General features: G+C 64.5%; 23 protein-coding genes, 1 tRNA gene and 1 pseudogene. 19 read left to right on the top strand and 6 right to left on the bottom strand.

Features of this window, described 5'->3' with window-relative positions; all coding sequences use genetic code 11:
• The first annotated feature begins 19 nt into the window (after window positions 1-19).
• The 5 genes from DESPIG_RS05940 (at window position 20) to DESPIG_RS05920 (ending at window position 3,731) form a co-directional block, all read left to right on the top strand.
• Window positions 20-691: an adenylate kinase gene (locus DESPIG_RS05940; protein WP_006006223.1), complete on the top strand. Its 672-nt coding sequence runs from the start codon at window positions 20-22 to the stop codon at window positions 689-691.
• Between the two features lie 229 nt (window positions 692-920).
• Window positions 921-1,244 carry a hypothetical protein gene (locus DESPIG_RS05935; protein WP_006006222.1) on the top strand — a complete coding sequence of 108 codons (324 nt, stop codon included), beginning with the start codon at window positions 921-923 and terminating at the stop codon, window positions 1,242-1,244.
• A gap of 55 nt (window positions 1,245-1,299) precedes the next feature.
• Window positions 1,300-2,094 carry an ABC transporter ATP-binding protein gene (locus DESPIG_RS05930; RefSeq protein ID WP_006006220.1) on the top strand — a complete coding sequence of 265 codons (795 nt, stop codon included), beginning with the start codon at window positions 1,300-1,302 and terminating at the stop codon, window positions 2,092-2,094.
• Window positions 2,091-3,254 (top strand): SufB/SufD family protein, encoded by a 1,164-nt coding sequence (locus DESPIG_RS05925; RefSeq protein ID WP_006006218.1) that lies wholly within the window; start codon window positions 2,091-2,093, stop codon window positions 3,252-3,254. Before DESPIG_RS05930 ends, DESPIG_RS05925 begins: the two co-directional genes overlap by 4 nt.
• A gap of 401 nt (window positions 3,255-3,655) precedes the next feature.
• A tRNA-Ile gene (locus tag DESPIG_RS05920) sits at window positions 3,656-3,731 on the top strand.
• An 88-nt stretch (window positions 3,732-3,819) separates the two neighbouring features.
• Here the strand turns inward: DESPIG_RS05920 and eutC are convergent.
• The 6 genes from eutC to DESPIG_RS05890 form a co-directional block, all read right to left on the bottom strand.
• Window positions 3,820-4,644: an ethanolamine ammonia-lyase subunit EutC gene (gene eutC / locus DESPIG_RS05915; protein ID WP_006006216.1), complete on the bottom strand. Its 825-nt coding sequence runs from the start codon at window positions 4,642-4,644 to the stop codon at window positions 3,820-3,822.
• The gene (locus DESPIG_RS05910; protein WP_246118358.1) at window positions 4,634-6,004 is read right to left on the bottom strand and encodes an ethanolamine ammonia-lyase subunit EutB; all 1,371 of its coding nucleotides are present in this window, start codon (window positions 6,002-6,004) and stop codon (window positions 4,634-4,636) included. Before DESPIG_RS05910 ends, eutC begins: the two co-directional genes overlap by 11 nt.
• Window positions 6,005-6,473: 469 nt before the next feature.
• A complete protein-coding gene (locus DESPIG_RS05905; RefSeq protein ID WP_040369500.1) occupies window positions 6,474-6,773 on the bottom strand; it encodes a hypothetical protein in 300 nt (99 codons plus the stop codon).
• Between the two features lie 330 nt (window positions 6,774-7,103).
• On the bottom strand, window positions 7,104-8,597 hold the full coding sequence (locus DESPIG_RS05900) for a fused MFS/spermidine synthase (protein ID WP_006006210.1): 1,494 nt from the start codon (window positions 8,595-8,597) through the stop codon (window positions 7,104-7,106).
• 39 nt (window positions 8,598-8,636) lie between these two features.
• On the bottom strand, window positions 8,637-9,110 hold the full coding sequence (tadA, locus tag DESPIG_RS05895; RefSeq protein WP_370684896.1) for a tRNA adenosine(34) deaminase TadA: 474 nt from the start codon (window positions 9,108-9,110) through the stop codon (window positions 8,637-8,639).
• Window positions 9,111-9,145: 35 nt separating this feature from the next.
• Entirely contained in the window at window positions 9,146-9,811 is a 666-nt protein-coding gene (locus DESPIG_RS05890; RefSeq protein WP_006006206.1) for an LOG family protein, read from the bottom strand.
• Between the two features lie 172 nt (window positions 9,812-9,983).
• Here DESPIG_RS05890 and DESPIG_RS05885 point away from each other — a divergent pair, with 172 nt between their 5' ends.
• The 14 genes and pseudogenes from DESPIG_RS05885 to DESPIG_RS14060 all read left to right on the top strand — a co-directional run.
• The gene (locus DESPIG_RS05885) at window positions 9,984-11,594 is read left to right on the top strand and encodes an MBL fold metallo-hydrolase RNA specificity domain-containing protein (RefSeq protein WP_006006204.1); all 1,611 of its coding nucleotides are present in this window, start codon (window positions 9,984-9,986) and stop codon (window positions 11,592-11,594) included.
• Between the two features lie 173 nt (window positions 11,595-11,767).
• Window positions 11,768-12,319, top strand: coding sequence for a 16S rRNA (guanine(966)-N(2))-methyltransferase RsmD (rsmD, locus tag DESPIG_RS05880; RefSeq protein ID WP_006006202.1), 552 nt, complete (start codon window positions 11,768-11,770; stop codon window positions 12,317-12,319).
• Window positions 12,304-12,858 carry a pantetheine-phosphate adenylyltransferase gene (gene coaD, locus DESPIG_RS05875; protein WP_006006201.1) on the top strand — a complete coding sequence of 185 codons (555 nt, stop codon included), beginning with the start codon at window positions 12,304-12,306 and terminating at the stop codon, window positions 12,856-12,858. The genes rsmD and coaD overlap by 16 nt, the downstream gene beginning before the upstream one ends.
• 1 nt (window position 12,859) lies before the next feature.
• Complete coding sequence (gene miaA, locus DESPIG_RS05870; RefSeq protein WP_006006199.1) at window positions 12,860-13,774, top strand: tRNA (adenosine(37)-N6)-dimethylallyltransferase MiaA; 915 nt, start codon at window positions 12,860-12,862, stop codon at window positions 13,772-13,774.
• 486 nt (window positions 13,775-14,260) lie between these two features.
• Window positions 14,261-15,247: a nine-heme cytochrome c gene (locus DESPIG_RS05865; RefSeq protein WP_040369498.1), complete on the top strand. Its 987-nt coding sequence runs from the start codon at window positions 14,261-14,263 to the stop codon at window positions 15,245-15,247.
• A 15-nt stretch (window positions 15,248-15,262) separates the two neighbouring features.
• On the top strand, window positions 15,263-16,384 hold the full coding sequence (gene hmcB, locus DESPIG_RS05860; protein WP_006006192.1) for a sulfate respiration complex iron-sulfur protein HmcB: 1,122 nt from the start codon (window positions 15,263-15,265) through the stop codon (window positions 16,382-16,384).
• Complete coding sequence (hmcC, locus tag DESPIG_RS05855; RefSeq protein WP_006006190.1) at window positions 16,385-17,599, top strand: sulfate respiration complex protein HmcC; 1,215 nt, start codon at window positions 16,385-16,387, stop codon at window positions 17,597-17,599.
• A gap of 15 nt (window positions 17,600-17,614) precedes the next feature.
• Entirely contained in the window at window positions 17,615-17,770 is a 156-nt protein-coding gene (locus DESPIG_RS14065) for a hypothetical protein (RefSeq protein ID WP_006006188.1), read from the top strand.
• A gap of 279 nt (window positions 17,771-18,049) precedes the next feature.
• Window positions 18,050-18,547, top strand: coding sequence for a NiFeSe hydrogenase maturation protease (gene hysD, locus DESPIG_RS05850; RefSeq protein WP_006006186.1), 498 nt, complete (start codon window positions 18,050-18,052; stop codon window positions 18,545-18,547).
• A 16-nt stretch (window positions 18,548-18,563) separates the two neighbouring features.
• A complete protein-coding gene (locus DESPIG_RS05845; protein ID WP_006006184.1) occupies window positions 18,564-18,815 on the top strand; it encodes a HypC/HybG/HupF family hydrogenase formation chaperone in 252 nt (83 codons plus the stop codon).
• Between the two features lie 323 nt (window positions 18,816-19,138).
• On the top strand, window positions 19,139-21,958 hold the full coding sequence (ileS, locus tag DESPIG_RS05840) for an isoleucine--tRNA ligase (RefSeq protein ID WP_006006180.1): 2,820 nt from the start codon (window positions 19,139-19,141) through the stop codon (window positions 21,956-21,958).
• Window positions 21,958-22,458, top strand: a complete 501-nt coding sequence (gene lspA, locus DESPIG_RS05835; RefSeq protein WP_006006178.1) for a signal peptidase II — start codon at window positions 21,958-21,960, stop codon at window positions 22,456-22,458. The genes ileS and lspA overlap by 1 nt, the downstream gene beginning before the upstream one ends.
• Entirely contained in the window at window positions 22,455-22,655 is a 201-nt protein-coding gene (locus DESPIG_RS05830) for a PLDc N-terminal domain-containing protein (protein ID WP_006006176.1), read from the top strand. Before lspA ends, DESPIG_RS05830 begins: the two co-directional genes overlap by 4 nt.
• Before the next feature lie 19 nt (window positions 22,656-22,674).
• Window positions 22,675-23,127 (top strand): annotated as a pseudogene (locus DESPIG_RS14060) (tol-pal system protein YbgF); the annotation flags it as partial.

The raw sequence follows: 23,127 nt of genomic DNA, 5'->3' as shown, positions 1-23,127 counted from the left end.
CTCAATAAGGAGAAGCGCCATGAATATCCTCATCTTTGGTCCCAACGGCAGCGGCAAGGGCACCCAGGGCAACCTGGTCAAAGCTAAGTACAATCTTGCTCACATCGAATCCGGCGCCATCTTCCGTGAACACATCGGCGGCGGCACCGAGCTGGGCAAGAAGGCCAAGGAATACATCGATCGCGGCGACCTGGTGCCCGACGACATCACCATCCCCATGGTGCTGGAGACCCTGAAGACCAAGGGCAAGGACGGCTGGCTGCTGGACGGCTTCCCCCGCAACATGGTGCAGGCCCAGAAACTGTGGGAAGCCCTGCAGGCCGAAGGTCTGAAACTGGACTACGTCATCGAGATCCTGCTGCCCCGCGAGATCGCCAAGAACCGCATCATGGGCCGTCGCCTGTGCAAGGAAAACAACAACCATCCCAACAACATCTTCATCGACGCCATCAAGCCCAACGGTGACAAGTGCCGCGTCTGTGGCGGTGAGCTCTCCACCCGTTCCGACGACCAGGACGAAGCCGCCATCAACAAGCGTCACGACATCTACTACAACACCGAGAACGGCACCCTGGCCGCGGCCTACTTCTTCAAGAACCTGGCCGCCGAAGGCAAGACCAAATACATCGAACTGAACGGTGAAGGCACCATCGACTCCATCAAGGAGACCCTGATCTCCCAGCTGAGCTAGTCTGAGCACGCCTTTCCAGGCCGGGGCCCTGCCCCGGCCTTTTTTTTGCCCGAAATCCCGGAGCCCGGCCGGGAGCGGTCTTGCCTTTTGCCGCCGCGACCCCATCTTTACAGCGGGGGAAAGGTCCGCCGGCCCGCAGCGAGCACGCGTTCCGAAACAGGGGCCCTACTGGACATGCCTGTCCAAGTTTGCCACTATGCCCCCAACTTCACAGCGAGGTATCAATATCATGCAAGTCTGCATCGCGATCATGCACGGCAATCCCGTCATGCTGGAACTGCGGGAAGGCGTCCCCTACATCAACGACGAGCCCCAGCCCATCAAGCACCTGACCGAAGATGACCTCGTGGCCTTCCACGAAGCCGTCAGCGCCATCCCCGATGACGGCGACCCCGGCAATGTCGCCCTTGTCAACGCCAAGCGCGCCGCGTTCATCGTGGACCTGCTGGGCCATGCCGTGGGCGACGAATGCGTCTCCTACCTGACGCACGTGCTGGACCATGTGCACTACGACGTCATGGAATATCTGGGCGAAACCGACCCCCAGGACTAGAAAGCCTGCCGGGCTCCCGCACGGGAGAGGACTTCCGGCATAATTGAGGGAAACAATGCTTGAGATCCAAGACCTGCACGTTTCCGTCCACGGCACGCCGGTGCTCAAGGGCATCGACCTGAAGGTGGAAGCGGGCGAAACCTTTATCCTGTTCGGCCCCAACGGCTCCGGCAAGACCACCCTGCTCATGACGCTGATGGGCTTTTCCGGTTACGAGGTGACCCGGGGCAAGATCATCTTCAAGGGCCACGACATCACCTACGCGCCCATGTACGAGCGCGCCCGCCTGGGCATCGGCATGTCCTTCCAGCGCCCGCCCACCATCCACGGCCTGCCCACGGGCAAGATGGTGGAACTGTGCGGCCGCGGCCGCAAGATGGACATCCCCGCCATGGCCAAGCGCGTGCATTTCGATACCTTCCTGGACCGCGACGTCAACGCCGGCTTCTCCGGCGGCGAGATCAAGCGTTCCGAGCTGCTGCAGCTCATGGCCCAGCAGCCCAACCTGCTGCTCTTCGACGAGCCGGAATCCGGCGTGGACCTGGAAAACATGGCCCTGGTGGGCAAGACCGTGCGCAAGCTGCTGGACGGCGTGCCCGACTGCTGTAGCGCCACCCTGCGCGAGCAGGGTCGCCAGCGTTCCACCAGCGGGCTCATCATCACCCACACCGGCCATATCCTTGAATACGTCAACGCCGACCGCGGACAGGTCATGTATCACGGCAAGCTCTGCTGTGAAGCGCGCCCGCGCGTCATCCTCGACCATATCGCCCAGCACGGCTACCAGGAATGCCTGCGCTGCCTGGCCGGCGACATGTACGGCAAAATCGCGGAGGCTCCCCTGGTATGAGCAGCATCGACCTTTCCCGTTTCAACTTCAGCGGCGGCGAGAATGCCGCCCCCATCGAAGATCTGACCCGTCTGCCCCAGGAAGACCAGCAGCGCCTGGTCCTGGCCGGTATCGACGTGCACGACAACAAGGTCAGCGGCGCCTTCATGCAGCTCAACCATGCCGACGTGCACTGCACCACCCGGCAGGAAGGCCTGGACCTCATGGACATCCGCGCGGCCCTCAAAAAGTTCGACGGCCTGCCGCAGTACTACTGGAAGCTGCTCGATCCCAACAAGGACGAGATCACCCGCATGGCCTACGAGCACCTCAACGGCGGCTACTTCGTGCGTGCCCGCAAGGGCGTGAAGATCAGCCAGCCCGTGCAGTCCTGCATGTTCATCAAGGGCAATGCCGCCGGACAGGCCGTGCACAACATCGTGGTGGTGGAAGAAGGCGCCGAGCTCAACATCCTGGGCGGCTGCGCCACCTCCCAGCACAGCAATGACGCCGCGCATCTGGGCATCACCGAATACTATGTGGAAAAGGGCGGCAAGCTCACCTTCACCATGATCCACAACTGGGGCGACTCCACCACCGTGCGGCCGCGCTCGGCGGGCGTGGTGGAAGCCGGGGGCGTGTTCCAGAACAACTACATCCTGCTCAAGAGCGTGGGCAGCCTGGAATCCTATCCCCGCATCGACCTCAACGGCGAAGGTGCCGTGGCCACCTTCAACTCGGTCATCGTGACGCCCACGGGCTCCTATGTGGACAGCGGCAGCGCCATCCACCTCAACGCGCCCCACACCCGCGGCGAGATCATCTCCCGTACCCTGACCACCGGCGGCACCATCATCAACCGCGGTTTCATCGGCGCCTCGGCCACCCCGGTCAAGGGCCATCTGGAGTGCAAGGGCCTCATCGTGGGCGGCGGCCGCGTGCATGCCATCCCCGAACTGGACAGCTGCCGCGACGGCGTGGAACTTTCCCACGAAGCCGCCGTGGGCAAGATCGCCCAGGAAGAAATCGAATACCTCATGGCCCGTGGCCTGGACGAGGACGAAGCTACCTCCACCATCGTGCGCGGCTTCCTCAACGTGGACATCATGGGTCTGCCCGCGCCCCTGAAGAAGGCCATGGACAAACAGATCAGCAAGCTCAACGCCGGCGGCGCCATGTAGCGCTCCGCTGCGATACCTGCCTGTTTACGGGGCTGTCCGCATGTACGGACAGCCCCGCTTTTTTTGTGCGCCTGCTTCCTGAGAACGGCGCAGCTTCCGGTGATCGTGCATGGCTCGCGCAGGAGCCCGGGAGCCTCGTTTTCCCTGCGGCATCATCCGCAGCCTGGTCTTCCACCGTACAGGAACCAACCGTCCGGGCTTCCCCGGCAACGACCAGCCCCGCTCCATCCGGGGCCCCAGCTCCTCTCCGATTGCTCCTGATGCGGGCAAGCTTCGCCCCCTTCTTCCCCGATGCCCCTTTCCCTGCCGAAAGCGCTCCGGCCGGGAGGCCAAGGGCCGGGCCCGCCCCCGGAAGGACTTGACCACGACGCAGCCTTCCGGCTATAGTTCGCTTCCTTCGTGGGCCTATAGCTCAGTTGGTAGAGCCTCCGGCTCATAACCGGCAGGTCCCAGGTTCGAGTCCTGGTGGGCCCACCAATATTTGAAAGGCAGGTTCCCTTTGCGGAAACCTGCCTTTTCTTTTCAAAAGGCATCCCGGCATCCGGCCGGGGCATCCCTGTCTTCCCTATCCCAATGCCCGCGTCTCCGCGAACGGCAGATAGCCGGGCGGCACGTCGTCCTTGAGGTCCACACCGGACAGACGCCGGACAAGGGCATTCTCCACCAGATAGCAGAGCTTGCGCACGGCTTCTTCCACGGGCAGGCCTGCGGCGCGCACGTTGGAGATGCAGTTGCGGGCCTCGTCGGTCAGGCCGGGCGTGGGCGCGTGGGTCATGTAGACGCCCAGCGAATCGGGCGAACTGAGGCCGGGGCGTTCGCCCACCAGCACGACCACCAGCCGCGCATTGAGCAGGGCCGCCACATCGTCGCCCACGGCCACGCGGCCGAACTTCACCAGAGCCACCGGCGCGGCACTGAGCCCGGCAGCGGCCGCTTCTTCCAAAAAACGGGACGCGAAGGGCACGGCGTTCTCGTGCACGGCCCGTGCGGACAGGCCATCGCAGATGACCACGCTCACGTCCGGTGCGCTGCCGGGATGCGCGTCCATCCAGGCATCCAGCAGCTGCCGTGAGGCCACGGAAAGACGGCGTCCCTTGTCCGGCCGGGTCAGATATTCGTTCCTGTCCGCCACGGCGCTGCTCAGGGAAAGACATTCCAGACCGTGGGCGGCCAGACCGACGCGCACCTGCTCTTCATCCAGCGGCGTCATGACGGCATCCCGGGCGCGGGCATGGGCCAGACGGAATTCCAGCCAGCGCTTCACGGGCAGGCTCACCCCGCAATGCCCCAGGCCGATGCGCGCATCGGTGAAGCGGCGCAGCTCTTCCCAGGGGTCCGGCGTCACGATGGCGGGCGCGGCGCCCGCGAACGCATCCTGCTTAGTTGCCATGACCGCCCTCCTCCAGTTCTCGGCCCAGAGCGGCCATGCCCCGGCGCTCACCGGGCGGCAGCAGCTCGCCCGTGGCGGACAGGATGCCCATGCGCTCCAGCCACGCTTCGAATTCCGGTGCGGGCCGCTTGCCCAGCACCCGCCGCAGCCAGGCCACATCGTGGAAGGACGTGGACTGGTAGCCCAGCATGATGTCATCGGCACCGGGGATACCCATGACGAAATTGCAGCCCGCCACGCCCAGCAGGGTCAGGAGCATGTCCATGTCGTCCTGGTCAGCTTCGGCATGGTTGGTGTAGCAGACGTCCTCGCCCATGGGCAGGCCCAGCAGCTTGCCGCAGCAATGATCCTCCAGACCGGCTCGGATGATCTGCTTGCCGTTGAACAGGTATTCCGGCCCGATGAAGCCCACCACCGTATTGACCAGCAGGGGCCGGTAGCGCCGGGCCACGGCATAGGCGCGGCATTCCAGGGTCTGCTGGTCCACGCCGAAGTGGGCCCCGGCGGAAAGCGCGCTGCCCTGCCCGGTCTCGAAATAAATGACGTTGTCCCCCACCGTGCCGCGCTTCAGGGAAAGGGTGGCGTCCCAGGCCTCGTCCAGCAGGGACAGGGAGATGCCGAAACTGGCATTGGCCTTTTCCGTACCGGCGATGGACTGGAAACAAAGGTCCACGGGCACGCCGCGCCGGATCATCTCCAGGGTATTGGTGACGTGGGTCAGCACGCAGCTTTGGGTGGGGATGTCGTAACGGGCGATGACATCGTCCAGCAGGCGGAGCAGGCGCCCGATGGCGGGCAGGCTGTCCGAAGCCGGGTTGATGCCGATGACCGCGTCACCGGAGCCGTATTGCAGGCCGTCGATGACGGAGGCCAGCACGCCGCGCGCGTCATCGGTGGGATGGTTGGGCTGCAGGCGCGAGGAAAAACGCCCCGGCAGGCCGATGGTATCACGAAAGCGCGTCACCACGCTGCACTTGGAGGCCACCAGCACCAGATCCTGGATGCGCATGAGCTTGCTGGCCGCGGCCACCATCTCCGGGGTCAGGCCCGGCGCCAGGGCCGTCAGGGTCGCCGTGTCCGCGGCAGGGGTCAGCAGCCAGTCGCGCAGCTGGCCCACCGTGAAGGAGCTGACAAGCGCGAAGGCCTGCGCATCGTGACTGTCCATGATGAGCCGGGTGACTTCGTCCGTCTCGTACGGCACCACGCATTCCGACAGGAAACGCTTCAGGGGCACATCGGCCAGGGCCATCTGAGCCCGGATGCGCTCTTCCTCATTCTCGGCCGCGATACCGGCCAGCACGTCCCCCGAACGCAGGGGAGAAGCCTTGGCCAGCAGTTCACGCAAGGAACATTTTTCCACAGGATTTTCCAGAAGTTGAAGATTGCCCAACGCCACCGCCGCCTCTCGTGACCGCAGCCGGGCCCTGCGGCGGCACCTCAGCCTGATACCCCCTTTGTATAGCCGCAGCCGCCTGTCCCGACAAGGCGGACACGGCCGAAAGACGGGACAGGTGCGCGAGGACGGCACACGGCCAGCCCTCATCCTCCCCTGTCGCCGTGACAGTGTATCAAACTGTACACTCCGGGCCCGGGGCATTGCCTTGCCCGGCCAAAGGGCTATACTTCCTCCATGTTTTCCTGACCGGCGGCATGCTGCGGCACTTCCTTTCCGCCCCGCGAGGACGGGACTGCTCCCCCGCATCCCGTCCCATCAAGGACCGCCCTTTCCGACGGTCCTTTTTTCATCCCCATGGACACGAAAAGGGCGCTGCGTATGCAGCGCCCTTTTTCCTCAAACAGCACCTCTGGGAAGGCACAGACTGTCCCGGCTACTTTTCCTGCTCGGCCTCCCCGATCCAGGTCTGCAGGGCGTCCACGATCTTGCGGGCCTGATCGGCGCTGGAGATGGTGAACTTGCTCTGCTGCCGGTATTCGCCGCCCATCTTCTTGTAGCGACGGATCACATATTTGTCGGGGCCGTAGGACGAGGTCTGCGGCTTCCACTCCTGATAGCGGAAAAGGATAGTTGTCCAGGCGCCCTTGCTCAGGACGATCTTGCCCAGTTCCTTGAGGATGATCTGTCCGTTCTCCTCATATTCCACTGTGAGATCATCGATGGATTCGCTCAAAACTGCCTTCCTTGCGAACGCGCACCCGGGACGTGCACGGTTGAAGTAAAGAGTCTGCACGGGCCGCCAGGGCCGTGCCATCCCTCTCATGGCGCACAATCTACGCATTTCGGGGCCAAACGGCAAGCCTGCCCTCCCCCGTGGCATGCCTGCGGCCCGTGACAGGCCACGATGCCCTCGGCACCGCGCGGCGGGGAAGTCTGCCCCGAGCCCTGCCCTCCCGAAAAAACGAACGGGCCCGCCCGCCTCGCCCAGGCGGCGGGAAGGACGAGGCCTGCCACAACAGGCCTGCGGCAGGAAAGGTCAGGGACATGGTGCGATCCGTCCGGCTCAGGGACGGCGCAGCAGCGAAAGGGCAAAACGTTCCACCGGGGCGAAGTCGTCGCGCAGGGGCTCTGCGGCCGGCAGTGAGGGGCGGTAACGGCAGGCCAGCATGGCCGCCATCTCCGGCGAATGGCCTGGACCGTCACGCAGGACCGTGGCGGTGGCGGCATCGCTGAACGCCAGCACCATCAGGTTCTGCAACTGGCCGGGATGCCGGGGGTCGGTGACGCAAAAGACCTCCACCCGGGCGAAATGCCGTTGCAGCCCGGCATGGATGGCCCGCAACAGGCGGCCGTCCTCGCCTTCCACAGCGGCGATGACGTTCATGGCCAGCACGCCGCCGGGGCGCAGGGCCCGGCGCATGGCGGCGAAGGCCTCCTGCGTGCCCAGATGGAAGGGGATGGAATAGCAGGAGTTGAACACATCCACCAGCAGGATGTCATACTGTTCCTGCCGGCGGTTGAGGAAGGTCCGGGCATCGGCGTGGATCAGGCGCAGGCGCGGGTCGTCCCCGGGCAGGAAGAACCAGCGCCGGGCCACGGCGGTCATGCCGGGATCCAGTTCCACCACGGTCAGGCGCAGACCGGCGGCGTCCAGCCCGCTCTTGCCGGACAGCAGCCACTTAGGCACGGAGCCGCCGCCCCCGCCCAGCATGAGGATGTCCCGGGCCTGCGGACGGGCCAGCACGGCCAGGGCATAAAAGCGGGTGTAGTCGAAGTAGAGCTCGTCAGGATCGTCCAGATACATGCCGGACTGGCTGTAGTCGGGATCCGTGGACAGGATGCGCACCGGCCTGCCCCTGTCGCGGCTCTCATGGATCAGCATGCAGTTGTAGGGGCTCTCCACCATCAGGGGCCCGTCCGCCGAGCGGAACTGCCGGTCCCAGACGGCCAGCAGGAGCAGCACCAGCAGCAGGCCCAAGCGCCACCAGGGACGGGAGGGCTGGGCCGGCAGCGAGAGCAGCATCAGGCCCAGGGCCACGCCCCAAAGGATGGTGCCGCTGGCAAAAAAGGAGATGAGGACGAAGCCCCCCAGAAAGGTGCCCACGATGCTGCCCGCCGTGGACAGGGCGTACAGCCGCCCCACCGTGGCGCCGGAAGTGGCCACGTCCCGGATGCGCAGCCGGATGATGTAGGGGCTGATCATGCCGCAGCACAGGGCGGGCAGGGCCAGGATGCCCAGGGCGCAGGCCACGGCGGCCAGATGGATGTCCGTGATGGCGACGCTCAGCGTCTCCCCCACCAGACGGTGCGTCCCGGCGGCCAGAGCGCTGCCCAAGGCGGCGCCCGTCAGGATGAAGGCCAGCCCCCGCCGGGAAAGGTGCCTGTCGGCCAGGCGGCCCCCCAGCCAGGCCCCCACGGCCAGACAGGCCAGGACCACGCCGATGAGGCTGGTCCAGACCACGGCCGAGGTGCCCACATGCGGGGCCAGCACGCGTGCGCCCACCATCTCCAGCACCATGACAAGGGCGCCGCAACAAAAAGCGATGATCTCCAGCATCGTCGTCCCGTACGCGGGCGTACCCGCAAAAAAGCGGGATCAGTCCCGCCGTCCGGCAAAGAAATCCTGCAACAGGTCCACGCTTTCCCGGGCCAGTACGCCGCCCATATGCCAGACCCGGTGATTGAAAAAGGGCTGGTCCAGCGTCTCGGTGCAGGAAGTCACGGCACCGGCCAGCCTGTCGGCCGCGCCGTAGACCACCCCGGCAAGCCGGGCATGGACCAAGGCCGCGGCACACATGGCGCAAGGCTCCAGGGTCACCACCAGCACCCCGCCGCCCAGGCGGTAATTGCCGCTGGCGGCCCCGGCGGCCCGCAGGGCCAGGATCTCGGCATGGGCCGTGGGATCGTGCAGGGCCACGGGCCGGTTGTGGGCGCGGGCCAGCAGACGGCCATCCGCCGCCACCAGCACCGCGCCCACGGGTACTTCATCCTCGCGGGCGGCCTGCCGCGCCTCGTCCAGGGCCAGACGCATGAGGGATTCCCAGCTCCAGCCCGGCGGCGCGGAAGGCACGGGCCCGCCGCAGGGGCGTACCAGCGCCCCGTTGTTTACAGGATCACGATCTTGCACAGATGCTCCACCACCTGCTCGGGCGTGTCGCACACCGTGACGAGCTTGTCGATCTCCTCCCTGTTGATGAAACCGCCGTTGGCCATGCTCGTGCGCAGCCACTCCAGCAGGCCCGCCCAGTAGGAGGAATTATAAAGGATGATGGGGAAGGGACGGATGCGTCCGGTCTGGGCCAGCACGAAGGCCTCGGACAGTTCGTCGATGGTCCCCATGCCGCCGGGCATGACCACATAGGCCATGGCGTACTTCACGAACATGAACTTGCGGGTGAAGAAATAGCGGAAATTGCAGCGCGTCTTCACATACTGGTTGCAGCCCTGTTCGTGGGGCAGCTCGATGTGCAGGCCCACGGAAACGCCGCCCGCCTCGGCAGCGCCCTTGTTGGCCGCTTCCATGACGCCGGGGCCGCCGCCGGTGATGACGCCGAAGCCCTTTTCCACCAGCATCCGGGCCAGGCGCTCGGCATCCCGGTATTCGGGCGTATCGGAAGTGGAGCGGGCCGAGCCGAAGATGGACACGCAATTGGTGTCCAGCTTGTTCAGCGTATCCAGGGCCTGGACCATTTCGGCCATGATGCGGATGGTTCGCCAGGACTCCGTGGTCATGGCGTTGAGATCGTCGATGACGTTCTGCCGGATCTCCATGAAAGCCTCCTTGTTGCGAGGATCGCAGGAAAGAAGAATGAACCTCCATCCTAAACCGCCCGGAACAGCCCGTCAAAGGTTTATGGGGCCTTGCGCTTCCGGGGCGGGAAGCGCATAGTGAAGAATCCCCCGCTTGCATCCGGCAAGCAGAACATCACCCCGGAGCATCCCAATGAAAGTCCAGTTTCTTGGCGCTGCCCAGACCGTTACCGGCTCCTGTTATATGATAGAGGCCTGCGGCAAGCGTTTCTGTGTCGACTGCGGCATGCATCAGGGCAACAAGGCCATCGAGGAGCGCAACCGCAATCCCCGTCCCTACGCCCCTGGCAATATCGACTTCATCCTCGTGACCCACGCGCACATCGACCATTCCGGTCTGCTGCCCCTCATGGTGCGCGAAGGGTTCAGCAAACCCATCTATTGCACCAAGGCCACCAGTGAGCTGCTGGACATCATGCTGCAGGACAGCGCCCACATCCAGGAGATGGAAGCCCAGTGGGAAGCCAAAAAGTACAGCCGCCGCGGCCTCAAGAACCCGCCCGAGGCCCTGTACACCACCGAGGACGCCCTCAAGACCGCCGAGCTCCTGCATCCCGTGGCCTACCATGAGGATTTCGAGCCCGCCCCGGGCATCAAGGTCACCTATTATGATGCGGGGCACATCCTCGGTTCCGGCTCCCTGCGGCTGGAAGTGACCGAAGACGACAAGACCACCAGCATCATCTTCTCGGGCGATATCGGCCGTCCCCAGGCCCTCATCGTGCGCGATCCCGAAAGCCCGCCCAAGGCGGACTACATCTTCATGGAATCCACCTACGGCGACCGCAACCACAAGAACGAGGACATCAGCGACCAGGAACTGGCCGACGCCATCGCCTACAGCTACAGCAAGGGCGAAAAGGTCATCATCCCCGCCTTTGCCGTGGAACGCACGCAGGAGATCCTTTATTGCCTGCACGTCCTCCAGAGCAAGGGCAAGCTGCCCGCCGACATGCCCGTCTTCGTGGACAGCCCCCTGGCCATCCGCGCCACCGAGGTCTTCCGCCGCAACCGCGAGCTCTTTGACGAGGACGCGCAAAAGATGCTGCACCAGGGCGACGACCCCTTCGAGCTGCCCAACCTGCGCTACACCCTGGATGCCGCGGAATCCCAGAGCATCAACGACTACAAGGGCCCGGCCATCATCATCTCGGCCAGCGGCATGTGCAACGCGGGCCGCGTGCGGCATCACCTCAAGCACAACATCTGGAAGCCCGGGGCCAGCATCGTCTTCGTGGGCTACCAGGCCGTGGGCACCCCCGGCCGCAAGATCGTGGAAAAAGCCAGCAAGATCACGCTGTTCGGTGAAGATATGGACATCGCCGCCCGTATCTACACCATCAACGGCTTCTCCGCCCATGCCGGACAGGACCAGCTGCTCTCCTGGCTGGAGCCCCTGGTCCACGACAAGGCCAACGTGGTCCTGGTCCACGGCGAAGAAAAAGCCCAGACCACCCTTTCCTGCCTGATCAAGGAAAAGTTCGGTGTGACCCCCCTGGTGCCCGGCTACATGGAAGAGATGATCCTTGAAGGTCATCAGGTGGCCCAGACCGTCCAGCACGAGGCCCTGGCCCATCCCCGCATCAACTGGGGCTTCCTCACCGACGAAGTGGAACGCAAGTGGGGCATGTTCAAGGACAAGCTGGCCGACGTGGAGCAGAGCCCCTGGGTCCAGCAGACCGAACTGCAGGACGCCCTGGCCAAGATGGACTACGCCCTGACCCGTCTCCTTTCCCGCATGTGACCGTCTTACGGGGCGCGGCCTTGGGGCCGCGCCCTTCCGCGCTTTGCGGGATGCCCCGGCCGCCCATTGACGGAAGGGGCGCCCCACAGGTAAAAGTCTTTTCCCTGCCCTGAGGGCACCCTTTGTACAGCCAACCGCCGTTCATCCACGGCACAGAAAATACAGGAAAAACCATGCGCATCATTTCCGGCAGACTGGGCGGCAGACGCATCAAGACCGTGGAGGGCGAAGGCTACCGCCCGGCCATGGGCAAAACGCGCGAATCCCTGTTCTCCATGCTCACCTCGCGGGGCGTGGTCTGGGAGGGGGCGCGCGTGCTCGACCTTTTCGCCGGCAGCGGCAGCCTGGCCTTCGAGGCCGTGAGCCGCGGCGCGGAGCTGGCCGTGCTGGTGGAGAACTCCGCCGTGGCCGCCCGCTGCCTGGCCGACAACATCCGCCAGCTGGGCGTGGAGGACTGCGTGCGCCTGATCCGCGACGACGTGCGCAAGACCCTCAACAATACGCCCATGGGCTGTTTCGACCTGGTCTTCCTGGATCCGCCCTACCGCAAGAACCTGCTCAACTCCACGCTGCAGGGCCTGCTCAAACGCAACTGGCTGGCGCCCGGCGCCCTCATCTGCGCCGAGATCGAAAAAGACGCCGCCGTGGCCGCTCCCGACAGTCTGGAACTGCTGGTGGAACGCCATTTTGGTCAAACCCGCATACTGATATGGACACTCGCATGAAACTGGCACTCTATCCCGGCACCTTCGATCCCCTGACCAACGGGCACCTGGCCCTCATCCGCCGCGGCCTGGCCGTCTTCGACCAGATCGTGGTGGCCGTGGCCGACAATACGCCCAAGTTCCCCCTCTTCTCCCAGGAAGAGCGCGTGGCCATGGCCCGCGAGGCCGTGGGCGACGACGACCGCATCCTGGTGGAACCCTTCACCGGCCTGACCGTGGAATATGCGGCCAAACGCGGGGCCTGTGCCATCCTGCGCGGCCTGCGCGCCGTCTCGGACTTCGAATACGAATTCCAGCTGGCCCTCATGAACCGCCGCCTGCAGCGCGACATCCAGACCGTGTTCCTGATGACCGACTACCAGTGGCTGTTCATCAGCTCCACCATCGTCAAGGCCGCGGCCAGCCACGGCGCCGACATCGTGGGCCTGGTGCCCGAGAACGTGCGCCTGCGCCTGATGGAAAAATACCAGCGCGGCGAAGTGCGCCAGGCCACTCCCTGCCTGTCCGCTCCCTACGGCGGCTTCCGCGTCAACAAATAAGATGGCCGCGCCCCTGCCCGTCATCTGTCTGGCCGGCCCCACGGGCTGCGGCAAGACCGCCGCGGCCCTGGCCCTGGCCGAAGCCCTGAAGGGAGAGGTCATCAACGCCGACTCCCGCCAGGTCTACAGCGACTTCCCACTCATCACGGCCCAGCCCTCGCCCGAAGAGCGGGCCTGCTGCCCGCACCACCTGTACGGCTTTTTGCCCACGGAACAGAAGATCAGCGCCGGCCGCTGGGCCGACCAGGCCGTGGCCGAAGCAAAGGCCGTGCTGGCCCGGGGCCATGTGCCCCTGCTGGTGGGCGGTACCGGTCTGTATTTCCAGGGCCTGCTGCACGGCATCGCCGAGATACCGGCCATCGATCCGGCCATCACCGCCGCCCTCACGGCCCGGCTGGCCGAGGAAGGCCCGGCGGCCCTCCATGCCGAACTGGCCGCCAGCGATCCCGCCTATGCGGCCCGCATCCATCCCAATGACCGCCAGCGCATCGTGCGTGCCCTGGAAGTGCTGGCCGGCACCGGGCACACCTTCAGCTGGTGGCACGAGCACGGCATGCCCGAACCGCCCTGCGCCGGGCCGCTGCTGGTGCTGGACATGGAACTGGATGCCCTGACGCCCCGCCTGGCCCGCCGTATCGACCTGATGCTGGAACAGGGGGCCCTGGACGAGGCCCGCGCCGCCCGGCAGCGCTGCGACGATGCCGCGGCCCCCGGCTGGTCCGGCATCGGCTGCGCCGAAGTGCTGGCCCATCTGCGCGGCGAACTTTCCCTGGAGGAATGCCGCCGCCTCTGGCTGCACAACACCCGCGCCTATGCCAAACGCCAGCGCACCTGGTTCCGGGCCCGCGGCGAGGCCCGTTTCTTCGCCCCGCAGGATCTGGACGGGCTGCTGGCGGCCGCCCGGCAGGCCTGCTGAACCGGGCAGGCGCACACGCGGCCCTGCTCCGCGACCGGCAGACGACCCACGGCATCATGCCCGGCACGGCCACGGCATGGTGCTTTTTTTCTGTCCGTACGGCACTCCTTTCCCCACAGGGACCGCGGCCCGGGCCCCGGAGCCTCCCCTTTTTGGCGCGTGTCACAGAAGATTTCTCAAAATATTTCTTGACATCCTGCCCGCTCCCCCATCCCCGCCGGCACCTCCTCCTTTGCCTGATCCGTTCCCGAAACAGGGCCAGCCGCAAGGATTTTTCCCGCTGCGGCCCCCTTTTTCTCCGCTCCGGATGCCCCAATACCACCGTACAAGTAAGCTTTTCAGCCCGCGACCTCCCCTTGACGTGGCCTTGTGCCTGCGGTAACTTGCCACACATTATTGGTGTGTTTGGCTCATGAGAGCCGGAGGACGCCCGCGGCTCCACGCTGCGGGAGAATGGGGAAAAGTCTGTTTCAAAAGGACGAGCACATGAGGAACGGTAAAGCACTGCTTTTGGCGGCGGTGATTGCCTTGGCCGGCGTGGCCTGTCTGATGCTTCCCGAAGCCAACCGCGCTGTGGCGGTGGGTCTGGAAGAATCCGACGCGGAAATGCCTAATGCCACGGTTCTCTTTCCGGTCAGCGAAAAGCCCAATCCCAAGGGCGCCAGCATGACGCCGGTGACATTCAACCATCAGGCTCACGTCGACAAGATCGACGATTGCGCGGCCTGCCATCACACGGGCGACATGGTGGCCTGTAGCACCTGTCATACCGTGGAAGGCAAAGCCGAGGGCAACTTCATCAACCTTGAGCGCGCCATGCACGCCACCAAGATCGCCCCGCGCAAGGATGGCGTCACGCCCAAGAGCTGTGTGAGCTGCCACGAAGAACAGTACAAGGAACGCCGCGAATGCGCCGGCTGCCACGAGATCGTCACTCCCAAGCGTGACGACAAGTGGTGTGGCGTCTGCCACGTGGTCACCTCCAAGATGACCCCCGAACAGTACCAGCTGGGCGTGGCCGGCAAGCTGTCCGCCGAGGACCGCGTCGCCCTGGCCGAAGCCACCATCGCCGAACGCAAGCCCGTGGACTACCTGGCCCCCGAAGCCTGCCCCTACAAGGTGGAGATCGGCAGCCTGTCCGACAAGTTCGAGCCCAACCTCTTCAACCATCGTCGTCACGTCTCTTCGCTCATGAAGCGCATTGAAGGCGACAATCTGGCCAAGGCGTTCCACAGCGAACCCGAGATCCTGTGCGCCACCTGCCACCATCGCAGCCCCCTGTCGGCCACTCCGCCCAAGTGCGGCAGCTGCCACTCCGCCAAGATCGATCCCCGCGTGCCCGAGCGTCCCACGCTGAAGGCCGCGTATCATCTGCAGTGCATGGGTTGCCATGACGGCATGGACGTTGCCCGTCCCCTCGATACGTCCTGCGCGTCCTGCCACAAGCCGCGTGCGACCGAGAACGCCAACTAGCTGGAGAGTACGATTATGAATCGTAGAAAATTTCTGACCATCCTGGGCAGCGCTGGCGTCGCTTCCGCATTGGGCACGGCACAAGTGGCCAAGGCCGGCGGCACCCATATGTTCCCTTACTATGAAGACAGCTACGGCGTCCTGCACGATACCACCCGCTGCATCGGCTGCCGCAGCTGCGAAGAGGCTTGCAACAAGGTCAACAACCTGCCCAAGCCCGAAAAGCCCTTCACCGACCTTTCCGTCTGTGACAAGCATCGTCGCACCTCCGCCGATGCCTGGACGGTGGTCAACAAATACGAAGTGGGCGGCAAGCCCGTGTTCCGCAAGCTGCAGTGCTTCCACTGCAACGACCCGGCCTGTGCCTCCGCCTGTTTCGCCAAATGCTTCCAGAAGCAGCCCGACGGCAGCGTGACCTACGACGGTACCCAGTGCGTGGGTTGCCGTTACTGCATGATCGCCTGTCCCTTCTATGTGCCCGGCTTCGAATACGACGAGGCCTGGGACCCGTTGGTCCAGAAGTGCACCTTCTGCGAACCCCGCCTGAAGGAAGGCAAGCTGCCCGGCTGTGTGGAAGCCTGCCCCATGGACGCCCTGACCTTCGGTCGCCGTTCCGACCTCATCAAGATCGCCCGCAAGCGCATCGCCGAGAACCCCGGCAAGTATGTGGACTACATCTATGGTGAATGGGACGCCGGCGGTACCGCCTGGATGGTCCTGGCTCCCAAGCCCACCCCGTCGGCCATCAAGGCCGCCGGTACGGCCGACGCCGGCCATACCTTCAAGGAACTGGGCCTGGACACCCACCTGGGCAACCGTCCCATGGGTGAACTGACCTACGGCGCCCTGGGTGCCGTGCCCATGATCATCGCCTTCTGGCCCATCCTCTTCGGTGGCGCCTACGGCATGACCAAGCGTCGTGAGGCCATGAGCAAGGCCGCCCAGGAAAAGACCGTCCAGACCGCCAAGGAAGATGTGACGGCCGCCATGGACGCCGCTGTGCGCAGCATCGAGCAGAATCAGGGTCCTGTGGCCGCCGATGAGGCCCGCAAGGCCATGATCCAGGCCCTCAAGGCCCGTGAAGCTCAAAACGGCTGCGACGGCTGCTGCGGCTGCAAGCACGGGGAGGATAAGTAAATGTCCCAGCACCAAATCGTGATCCCCACCAAGGACAAACTGTTCAACCTTGGTGAGTTTTCCCTGCGTCGCCCCGGCAACATGATCACCGCGGTCATCCTGGTCGTGGGCTTCGTACTGACCTTCATCCGCTTCACCCAGGGTATCGGCTCCATCACCAACCTGTCCGATACCATGCCCTGGGGCATGTGGATCGGCTTCGACCTGCTCTGCGGCGTGTGTCTGGCCGCCGGTGGTTACTTCACCACCGTGGCCTGCTACGTCATGGGCATGAAGCACTTCCATTCGGCCGTGCGCCCCGCCGTGACCACCGCCTTCCTGGGCTACGCCTTCGTGGTGTTCGCCCTGCTGTATGACCTTGGTCACCCGCTGCGTCTGCCCTACATGTTCTTCTTCCCCGGCACCACCTCCGTTCTGTTCGAAGTGGGTCTGTGCGTGGCTACCTACCTGACCGTGCTGTTCATCGAATTCTCGGTGGCTCCCATGGAATGGCTGTCCTGCAAGTTCCCCTTCCTCAAGAAGTGGCGCAAGGTCGTGGTGCGCTGCACCATCATCCTGACCATCTTCGGCGTGTGCCTGTCCACCCTGCACCAGTCCTCGCTGGGCGCCCTCTACCTGATCGCCCCCGGCAAGCTGCATCCGCTGTGGTACTCCCCCTTCATGCCCATGTTCTTCTTCGTCAGCTCCATGGCTGCCGGTTGCTCCATGGTCATCTTTGAAGGCATGTGGGCCCACAAGGGCGTGCACCACTACATGGACGAGACCCACCTGCGCGAAGCTGACGAAGTGGTCTTCAGCTTCTCCAAGGCCGGTGCCTTCATCCTCTTCGGCTACTTCATGCTGAAGCTCATCGACATGCTGGTCCAGGCCAACCTGCCTTACCTCTGCACCGGTTACGGTCTGTGGTGGCTGGTGGAAATGCTGTTCTTCGTGCTGACGCCCGCTCTGCTGTATGCCAAGGGCTCTCGCGACCGCAACATCAAGCTCTGCCGCTTCGCTTCCGCCAACGCCGTGCTGGGTATCGTCCTGAACCGTTTCAACGTGTCCATGATCGCCTTCAACTATGCCCTGCCCGCTGACGAGCGCTACTTCCCCAGCATCTGGGAAGTGTGCATCTCCATCTTCGTGGTGACCCTGATCGTGACCGTGTACCGCTTCATCGTCTATCACATGCCGGTGCTGTACGAACACCCCGACTTCAAGGACGCCCACTAGGACAGGAGGAAAATCATGGAATTCCATACCTTTTACGACTACTTCCTCTACACCAAGAACTGGGCCTACGTCATGATGTTCGTGACCCTGCCCGTCTACGTCCTCTACTGGAACACCGTGCTGTTCCCCAAGAAGGGCCCCTGGCTCTTCGGTGACGACGACGAGCATTAGGCCTACGCAGACCACACAAACCGAAAGGGCGGGGGTGACCCCGCCCTTTTTTCGTGCCCGTGCTCCGGCCCTCTTCCCGCCGGCATACCTGCCCGCCGCGTTTCCTTCCCTTCCCCGCCCTCCCCTTGCGGCTGCTCCTCCGGGCTGTTATGCTGTCGCCTGTCCGTGATCCGTCCCTGCCGGAGCATCCGCGCCTGCACGGCCGGTGCCATGCGGCACAGGGCACGGCGGACACCACATCCCGCCCCCAGCGGGCGCAACTCCTGTACCGAGGATAGTATGGACAAAGTGCTTGTCATGGGTATCGGCAACCTGCTCCTCACCGACGACGGTGTCGGCGTCCACGCCGCCCAGACCCTGGCCGGGGAATCCTGGCCCGAAAACGTCACCATCATGGAAGCGGGCACCTTCACCCAGGATGTCTTCTATCTGTTCAAGGGCTTTGCCCATGTGCTCATCCTGGACATCGTCCACGGCCATGCCGGGCCCGGCACGGTCTATCATCTGACCGAGAACCAGCTGGTGGACAACGAGAAGCAGCGCCTCTCCATCCACGACATCGACCTGCTGGATTCCCTGCGCATGGCCGAGATGCTCCACGGCTCCCGCCCCAACCTCACCGTCATGGGCATGGAGCCCGCGGACTACACCTCCTGGAGCATGGAACTTTCGCCCGTCGTGCAGGAGCGCTTCCCCGCCTATCTGGACGAGGTCCGCAAGGAGATCCTGCGCCTGTCCCGCCAATACGCCGGGAACGATCCCGACAGTACCTGTTAACCATCGAGGAAGAGTCATGTGTCTTGCCATTCCGGCCCAGGTGGTCGAACTCCAGGAACAGGGCATGGCCCGCGTGCGTGTGGGCGAAAGCCAGACCTATCTTACCGCTTCCATGCTCCTGCTGCCCGAGCCGCCCAAGGTCGGTGATTATGTCATCGTCCATGCGGGCTTCGCCCTGCACAGCCTTACCCCCGAGCAGGCCCAGGAGAGCCTGGCGGCCCTGCGCGAGGTGGCCGAGGCCATCGAAGGGCAGAAACCCCTGTTCTGATCCGCAACGACAGCAAAGGGCTTTCCCCCGGGAAAGCCCTTTTCGTCATCCGGCAAAGAGGGATGCTCTGCCGTCGATACACCGTACGGCCTGCGCCCTCCCCGCCTCCGCCGCCCTTTCCGGCAGGCCGTCCATGCCGCCTGCGGGGCCTTTGGCCCACCCGGAAAAGCCCGCTCCCGCATGCGCCGGTCAGCCCTCGTGCCGGCGGCCGCTTTTTCCGGCGGAAAAGCGCGTCATAGCGGCCTTTCCTACTGCCCTTTCCTTGACTTTACAAACGTATTTGCCGAAACTTAGGCGCTTTTTACATTGCCTGAGGAGCCAGCATGAGCGACTATAAAAAAACCCTGAATTTGCCCAAGACCGCCTTCCCCATGAAGGCCAATCTTGCCCAGCGCGAGCCCCAGCAGCTCAAGCAGTGGGAAGAAACCAAAGCCTGTGAAGCCATGATCGAGAACTGCACCGACAAGGGTGCGTTCGTCCTGCATGACGGCCCGCCGTATGCCAACGGTCATATCCACATGGGCACGGCCCTGAACAAGATCCTGAAGGACATCGTGGTCAAGTCGCGCAACATGCAGGGCTACCGCGCCCACTATGTGCCCGGCTGGGACTGCCACGGCCTGCCCATCGAGCACAAGGTGGAACAGGAACTGAAGGAAAAGAAAAAGACCCTGCCCGCCCACGTGGTGCGCAAGATGTGCCGCGACTACGCCGGCAAGTGGATCGACATCCAGCGCAAGGAGTTCAAGCGCCTGGGCGTGCTGGGCAACTGGGACGATCCCTACAAGAGCATGAACCCCGCCTATGAGGCCGCCACGGCCCACGAACTGGCCAAGTTCGTGGACAAGGGCGGCGTGGTGCGCGCCAAGAAGCCCATCTACTGGTGCTGCTCCTGCCATACGGCCCTGGCCGAAGCCGAAGTGGAATACGGCGACCACACCTCGCCCTCCATCTTCGTGCGCTTCGCCCTCAACGACGCGGCCCTGGCCCAGCGCATCCCCGGCGCCGATCCTTCCCGCGCCTATGTGGTCATCTGGACCACCACGCCCTGGACCCTGCCGGACAACATGGCCGTCTGCCTGCACCCCGAATTCACCTACGTGCTGGTGGAGACCGGCGGCTGCCAGTACCTGCTGGCCGAAGAGCTGCTGGAAGGCTGCGCCAAGTCCTTCGGCTGGGAAGACGTGACCGTGGTGGGCCGCGCCACCGGTCAGGAACTGGAAGGCCTCATCGCCCGCCATCCCTTCTATGACCGCCAGTCCCCCCTGATCCTGGGCCGCCACGTGACCCTGGATGCCGGTACCGGCTGCGTCCACACCGCTCCCGGCCACGGCCGCGAGGACTACGAAGTGGGCCTGGCCTACAAGCTGGACGTTTACTCGCCCCTGGACGATGCAGGCCGATTCCTGCCGTCCGTGGAATTTTTCGCCGGTCTCAACGTCTTTGAAGCCAACCCCAAGGTCATCGAAAAGCTGACCGAAGTGGGCGCCCTGCTCAAGACCGCCAAGATCAGCCACTCCTACCCGCACTGCTGGCGCTGCAAGCAGCCGGTCATCTTCCGTGCCACCACCCAGTGGTTCATCAGCATGGAAAAGAACGACCTGCGCAAGAAGGCCCTCAACGCCATCGACACCAAGGTGCAGTGGATCCCCGCCTGGGGCCGCGACCGCATCTACAACATGATCGAGTCCCGTCCCGACTGGTGCATCTCGCGCCAGCGTCAGTGGGGCGTGCCCATCATGGCCCTGCTCTGCAAGGACTGCGGCGAAGCCTGGAACGACGCCAAGTGGATGCACGAGATGGCCGACCGCTTCGCCAAGCACCCCACGGGCTGCGACTACTGGTATGAAGCGCCCCTGGAAGAGATCGTGCCCGAAGGCCTCAAGTGTCCCCACTGCGGTGGCCAGCACTGGGAAAAGGAAGACGACATCCTCGACGTGTGGTTCGACTCCGGTACCAGCTTCGCCGCCGTGCTGGAGACCCGCCCCGAGCTCTCCGCGCCTGCCGACCTGTATCTGGAAGGCTCGGACCAGCACCGCGGCTGGTTCCACAGCTCCCTGCTGGTGGCCGAAGGCACCCGCAACGATCCGCCCTACAAGGCCGTGCTGACCCACGGCTATGTGGTGGACGGCGACGGCCGCAAGATGTCCAAGTCCATCGGCAACGTCATCGCCCCGCAGGAACTCATCGACAAGTACGGCGCCGAGATCGTGCGCCTGTGGGTCTCCTCGGTGGAATACCGCGAAGACATCCGCATCTCGGAACAGATCCTGGGCCGTCTGGTGGATGCCTACCGCCGTATCCGCAATACCTGCCGCTTCATCCTGGGCACCATCAACGACCTGACCCGCGCCGATCTGCTGCCCCTGGACCAGCTGCTGCCTCTGGACCGCTACGCGCTCCATGCCGCCGCCCAGGTGCATGACCGCGTGCAGGATGCCTACATGACCTACGACTTCCACAAGGTCTACCACACCCTGCACAACTACTGCGTGACCGACCTCTCGGCCGTGTATCTGGACATCCTCAAGGACCGTCTGTATTCCTCCGCTCCCGCCAGCAAGGAACGCCGCTCGGCCCAGACCGCCCTGTACCACCTGCTCTGCATGCTGGTGCGCGACATGGCGCCGGTGCTGTCCTTCACCGCCGAAGAGATCTTCCACCACCTGCCCAACGACCTGCGCGACGACGTGCCCACGGTCTTCGCCCTGCCGCCCGTGGACAGCAAGCCCTATCTGCTGGAAGACGGCGTGCGCGACGACTGGAACGTGCTGCTGGCCGTGCGCGGTGCCGTGACCCGCGCCATCGAGCCCCTGCGTCGCGACAGCGTGGTGGGCCATTCGCTGGATACCAGCGTGACCCTGTATGTGGCCGACGAACTGCGTGAACGCCTGGAAGGCCTGCACACCGACCTGCGCGCCTTCTTCATCGTCTCGCAGCTGCACCTGGCGCCCCTGGCCGATGCTCCGGCCGACGCCATGCAGGACGCCGAAGTGGCCGGTCTGGCCGTGGGCGTGGCCAAGGCCGCCGGTGAAAAGTGCGAACGCTGCTGGATCTACAGCACCGAACTGGGCAGCGATCCCGCGCATCCCACCCTCTGCCCCCGCTGTGCCAAGGTCATGGCGGAACTGCCCGAGGCGTAATGCGCAAATACAAGATACTGGGCGGCTACGGCCTGCTGGCGCTGGTGCTTGACCAGCTGACCAAGTGGTGGGCCGTGGCCGCCATCGATCCCCTGCAGCCCGTGACGGTCATCCCCGGCCTGCTGGATCTGGTGCTGGTCCACAACCGGGGCGCGGCCTTCGGCTTTTTGAACCGTTCCGACATCCAGTGGCAGTTCTGGCTGTTCCTGGGCGCCACCGTGGTGGCCGCCGTGGCCATCGTGGCCCTGCTGCGCAGCTCCCGCTTCAATGCCTGGCTCAGCGCCGGGCTGGGGCTGGTGCTGGGGGGCGCGCTGGGCAATCTGGTGGACCGCGTCCGCTTCCGGGCGGTCATCGACTTCGTGGATGTCTATGTGGGGCAGTGGCACTGGCCCGCCTTCAATGTGGCGGACATGGCCATCTGCATCGGTGCCTTCCTGGCCTGCATCGTCATCTGGCGTACGCCGGAAGCCCCGGAAAAGAGCAAGGAGAAAAAATCATGACCTTTGCCTGGTGGCACGTCCTGGTGGCCCTGATCCCCATCCTGCCCAACCTCTGGAGCATCTGGCATATCTGGAACCACCGCTTCTCATCCTTCCAGCAAAAGGCCATCTGGCTGGTCATCGCAGTTTTCCTGCCTGTGCTGGGGGGCCTGATCTATATTTTCGCCGGGCGCAAACACGCCGGTGAAAAACTTTAAAACGGGAGACCAAGACTCTATGAACGGCAAACGTCTTCTTCCTTTGTGTGGCCTGATCTGCGCCACCGCCATGCTGGGCGCTTGCGTGGGTCAGAGCAGCAGCAGTGCTGCCAACGAAAGCATGTATCTTGAGCAGCGCGTGCAGGAGCACGACACCCTGCTGCGCCAGATGCAGCCTGCCCAGGCCGAAGTCTGGAACCAGGTGCAGGCCATGCGCCAGGAACTGAACACCCTCAAGGGCCTGGTGGACGACCTGAAGAACGTGGGCGGTGCCGCTGCCCTGGCCGAACGCGTGCGTGCCCATGATGCCGCCCTGCGCCAGGTGGAGACCAGCATGGCCCTCAACCTCAACCTGGGCGAGCCCATGGCCGCCGGTGGCGCCGCGCCTGCCCATGCCGCCGCGCCCCAGGCCAATGCGCCCCTGTTCCAGCCGCAGCAGAATCCCTATGCCGCGCCCGCCGCTGGTGCCGCT

It is taken from the genome of Desulfovibrio piger ATCC 29098, assembly GCF_000156375.1.
Classification (GTDB): Bacteria; Desulfobacterota; Desulfovibrionia; order Desulfovibrionales; family Desulfovibrionaceae; genus Desulfovibrio; species Desulfovibrio piger.
This window is presented reverse-complemented; position numbering and strand designations above follow the sequence as displayed.

Coding starts and splice junctions, on each gene's coding strand:
- lspA (WP_006006178.1), top strand. CDS start 21,958: ATGCGCAAATACAAGATACTGGGCGGCTACGGCCTGCTGGCGCTGGTG.
- DESPIG_RS05940 (WP_006006223.1), top strand. CDS start 20: ATGAATATCCTCATCTTTGGTCCCAACGGCAGCGGCAAGGGCACCCAG.
- rsmD (WP_006006202.1), top strand. CDS start 11,768: ATGCGCATCATTTCCGGCAGACTGGGCGGCAGACGCATCAAGACCGTG.
- DESPIG_RS05935 (WP_006006222.1), top strand. CDS start 921: ATGCAAGTCTGCATCGCGATCATGCACGGCAATCCCGTCATGCTGGAA.
- DESPIG_RS05830 (WP_006006176.1), top strand. CDS start 22,455: ATGACCTTTGCCTGGTGGCACGTCCTGGTGGCCCTGATCCCCATCCTG.
- hmcC (WP_006006190.1), top strand. CDS start 16,385: ATGTCCCAGCACCAAATCGTGATCCCCACCAAGGACAAACTGTTCAAC.
- DESPIG_RS05890 (WP_006006206.1), bottom strand. CDS start 9,811: ATGGAGATCCGGCAGAACGTCATCGACGATCTCAACGCCATGACCACG.
- DESPIG_RS14065 (WP_006006188.1), top strand. CDS start 17,615: ATGGAATTCCATACCTTTTACGACTACTTCCTCTACACCAAGAACTGG.
- ileS (WP_006006180.1), top strand. CDS start 19,139: ATGAGCGACTATAAAAAAACCCTGAATTTGCCCAAGACCGCCTTCCCC.
- eutC (WP_006006216.1), bottom strand. CDS start 4,644: ATGGCAACTAAGCAGGATGCGTTCGCGGGCGCCGCGCCCGCCATCGTG.
- DESPIG_RS05930 (WP_006006220.1), top strand. CDS start 1,300: ATGCTTGAGATCCAAGACCTGCACGTTTCCGTCCACGGCACGCCGGTG.
- hysD (WP_006006186.1), top strand. CDS start 18,050: ATGGACAAAGTGCTTGTCATGGGTATCGGCAACCTGCTCCTCACCGAC.
- miaA (WP_006006199.1), top strand. CDS start 12,860: ATGGCCGCGCCCCTGCCCGTCATCTGTCTGGCCGGCCCCACGGGCTGC.
- DESPIG_RS05925 (WP_006006218.1), top strand. CDS start 2,091: ATGAGCAGCATCGACCTTTCCCGTTTCAACTTCAGCGGCGGCGAGAAT.
- hmcB (WP_006006192.1), top strand. CDS start 15,263: ATGAATCGTAGAAAATTTCTGACCATCCTGGGCAGCGCTGGCGTCGCT.
- DESPIG_RS05900 (WP_006006210.1), bottom strand. CDS start 8,597: ATGCTGGAGATCATCGCTTTTTGTTGCGGCGCCCTTGTCATGGTGCTG.
- coaD (WP_006006201.1), top strand. CDS start 12,304: ATGGACACTCGCATGAAACTGGCACTCTATCCCGGCACCTTCGATCCC.
- DESPIG_RS05885 (WP_006006204.1), top strand. CDS start 9,984: ATGAAAGTCCAGTTTCTTGGCGCTGCCCAGACCGTTACCGGCTCCTGT.
- DESPIG_RS05865 (WP_040369498.1), top strand. CDS start 14,261: ATGAGGAACGGTAAAGCACTGCTTTTGGCGGCGGTGATTGCCTTGGCC.
- DESPIG_RS05845 (WP_006006184.1), top strand. CDS start 18,564: ATGTGTCTTGCCATTCCGGCCCAGGTGGTCGAACTCCAGGAACAGGGC.